4 protein-coding genes are annotated in these 2,754 nt (G+C 51.6%); all 4 read right to left on the reverse strand.

Annotated elements, in window-relative coordinates; genetic code table 11:
- Positions 1-658, reverse strand: a 658-nt coding sequence (gene mobV / locus AD928_RS00440; RefSeq protein ID WP_209436622.1) for a MobV family relaxase, incomplete at its 3' end; no start/stop codon positions are given.
- 117 nt (positions 659-775) lie between these two features.
- On the reverse strand, positions 776-1,468 hold the full coding sequence (locus AD928_RS14600; RefSeq protein ID WP_156470014.1) for a hypothetical protein: 693 nt from the start codon (positions 1,466-1,468) through the stop codon (positions 776-778).
- A gap of 92 nt (positions 1,469-1,560) precedes the next feature.
- Complete coding sequence (locus AD928_RS00445) at positions 1,561-2,130, reverse strand: hypothetical protein (RefSeq protein WP_061487125.1); 570 nt, start codon at positions 2,128-2,130, stop codon at positions 1,561-1,563.
- 292 nt (positions 2,131-2,422) lie between these two features.
- Positions 2,423-2,754: hypothetical protein (locus AD928_RS14895; protein WP_209436623.1), on the reverse strand; the 332-nt coding region annotated here is incomplete at its 5' end.

The raw sequence follows: 2,754 nt of genomic DNA on the forward strand, positions 1-2,754 counted from the left end.
TTTCCTTGGCGCTGAGGATAATTCCCTTCTTGAGCACTTGTGGTGCTAGGTCTGCGGCAGTCAGGTTTTTGTGCTCGGGTGCGTCCCGTTCCAGCGCCCCGTAGTAGGTTTTCAGCTTGGTATGGGTGGCCTTGCTTCCCTCGATGCCGCGTTCCAGTCCGACAGGGCGCCCTACAACTCGCGCAAAGTCGGTCTGCATCTCGTTCAGTGCTTTGGCACCCCCGAGGAACCGGCGGCAATTCAGGCGGCCTGTATCGGGGTCTTTTGGCACCACGTAGGCCGACAGGTGCGGCGTTTTTTCGTCCCGGTGAATGATGGCAGCGATTACGTTGTCCTTGCCGTGCCGCTCCTGAATCCAGCGCAACGCCTCGTTCAGATACGCCTCCTGGTCAGCGTTCCGGTTGTCGAACGCGCCAGGTGAGGACGTGACCAGGTATTCGATGCACTGGACGGCGTTCTTGCGGATTTTCTCAGGGAGCGCCTTCTCGAACGCGGCCATGCCTTGTTTGACGTTCTGAGGCCCGATCAGGTCATTGTCTGGCGTTCTCGTGGCGTCAGCGTTTGGCGTCTCCTGCTCTCGGTAGGCGTGCTTCATGGACGCCCTGACGGACTTGGACGATTTGAGTTTCTGAACCCGAAGAATGGCGAATTTTGGCATGGTGTTTCAGCCCCCTTTCTTCAAAAGGTGGACTTACTACACAATTTGCAAGCAAATTGTCGTAAGCGGGGCGGGGGCAAGCCCCCATCCCTCGACCCTTCCCTACGATGATTGATGCTAGGATTGCTTCCTCATCGTGTTTTCGAGAAATGGACCAAAAACGCCGCTCTCACTGAGAACCGTCCAAACTTTTTTCATAGCCATTCCTGTTTCTTGGCTAACGAAAAGAGACGAACGGGCACCATGAGGGTGACCAAGAAGATATCCACTCATCCTCTCCCAAGTTTCAGCAACTTCGGAACGATGCCAGTGGGGAATTTCATGGTCGAGCATGAGACCAATCGCAGTTCTTTTAGATATAAATCTTCCAGAATCTAAATCATCATTCCATATGCAACGAACGACAATAGTATCTGTGTTTTTGCTGTATAATGGAGCATCAATAATTTCTGTTGATAAACTAGCGACACCCACAATGTTTCTAGAAATTTTTTCTACAGAAGTAGTTACTTTTTCGACCCCGTTATATGGACATGTTACAAAGCCATTTGTGAAAAAGACTGTATGGTCCAGACCTTCATAACCACAATCACGATTAGGCACATCCTGAGGTCCGGTGCTTTTTTGCATCGTCAAGAATGGATGCCATACGGGGTAACCCTCTACGACAGGCCCCAACTCAGAAACTAAATTTTCTAAAACGCGGAGAGCTTCGTTTCTCTCTTCAATGGTTCCTTCGTGGGGAATTAGGATACGTTTTGCTGCCTCAAAACCACGGTCTATTGCTTCATTTTCGCGGAAAACTGCCATTTCTATACATCCAAAATATTGCTTGAATAAGAAATGTATATCTTACGCATGAAAAATCAATGCCGTGCACGAGAAATATATTCCATGCGCGGTTATGATTTCCCGCCCTGAACGACTTCCAACTTTGCCCCCGGCTTAGGAATTAAGGCTAATTCTTCTTGCGTGGCACGGCTGCCAACCTCGGCCACATGCCGGTTCATGTAGTAGCGGACGAGGCCCGGCCCACGCATACCTGCTACCTTTTCACGCTCTGAGAATATCGCGCCGAACTTCACCAGCTCATTCATAATGGCTGTGACTTCGTTGACCCTGATTCCGACTTTTTCAGCGATTTCTTCGCGGGTCAGCATGATCTGGCCGGTATGTGGGAACAGGTGATCGAACAGGAGCGTCCAGACGTCCACGGCCTTCATAGGGCGCTTACTGTTCTTCATCAGCCACAGGGTGACAGCACGGTTCTGTGCGGGACGGATCATAACAAACGGCTCCGTTGTTCCGGGGGCTGGGGTAGTAATGCGTTGAACGGTAACCATGACCCGGCCAAGGGCATCGTGGTCAAAATCGGGATTGTCAAAAAATGGTAGAAGGGCTTGGCGAACCTGTTCGGCCTGATCTTCACGAAGCCGATCTTTTTGGGTCTTGAGACGGGTCACGTTCCGCATGTGGGAAACCTCTGTATGAGTGCCGAATAGGTCGCACACTGTGCGACTTTATGGTCGCACGTGGTGCGACCTAATGGCAAGCCGTTTTTGGCGGTTCTCCAACGAAAAACGACAATCAGCCAAACCCTAGATATAAATAAGATAAAATCTCTCTCTATGGTCTCTCTCTTTTTTCGGTGGAAAACTGCGGTTTTGACGCCAAGAAGGGGGGCGATTCAGCACGGCTTAACGTGTGACATCAGAGAACCGGGTAAGAAGGGATTTGCTCAGGAAGGGGGAGCGAATGGGACGTTCAGCGGCCCCGCCCCCGACTATTTTCCCGTGAGCGATTTCGGCCGATTTCTCTGGCTCGTTCCCGTTGAGCCTCAATCGCCTGATCTTGGAGTTTCTGGCGTAGTTGTTGGGCCAGTTTTACGCAGCCCTCGATAACCTTCTCCCGGTATTGGGTCGGAATGTCCCTCAGAACCTTCACAAAAGGCCCGAGACGGGTCTGAAGCTGTTTCAGGCTCTCCCTGTCTGCCTTGGCCTGTCTGGTTGCTGTACGGGCAACTGTGGCGCTCTGAATGGCGGGGTCATAATGCTGCTGAATGGTCTGACTGATACGCTTTGCCACCTGCTCAGGGT

This window comes from Acetobacter cerevisiae (genome assembly GCF_001580535.1).
Lineage (GTDB): Bacteria > Pseudomonadota > Alphaproteobacteria > Acetobacterales > Acetobacteraceae > Acetobacter > Acetobacter cerevisiae.

Excerpts from the sequence above, each read along its gene's own strand:
- AD928_RS14600 (WP_156470014.1), bottom strand. The coding sequence starts at position 1,468 with ATGGCAGTTTTCCGCGAAAATGAAGCAATAGACCGTGGTTTTGAGGCA.
- AD928_RS00445 (WP_061487125.1), bottom strand. The coding sequence starts at position 2,130 with ATGCGGAACGTGACCCGTCTCAAGACCCAAAAAGATCGGCTTCGTGAA.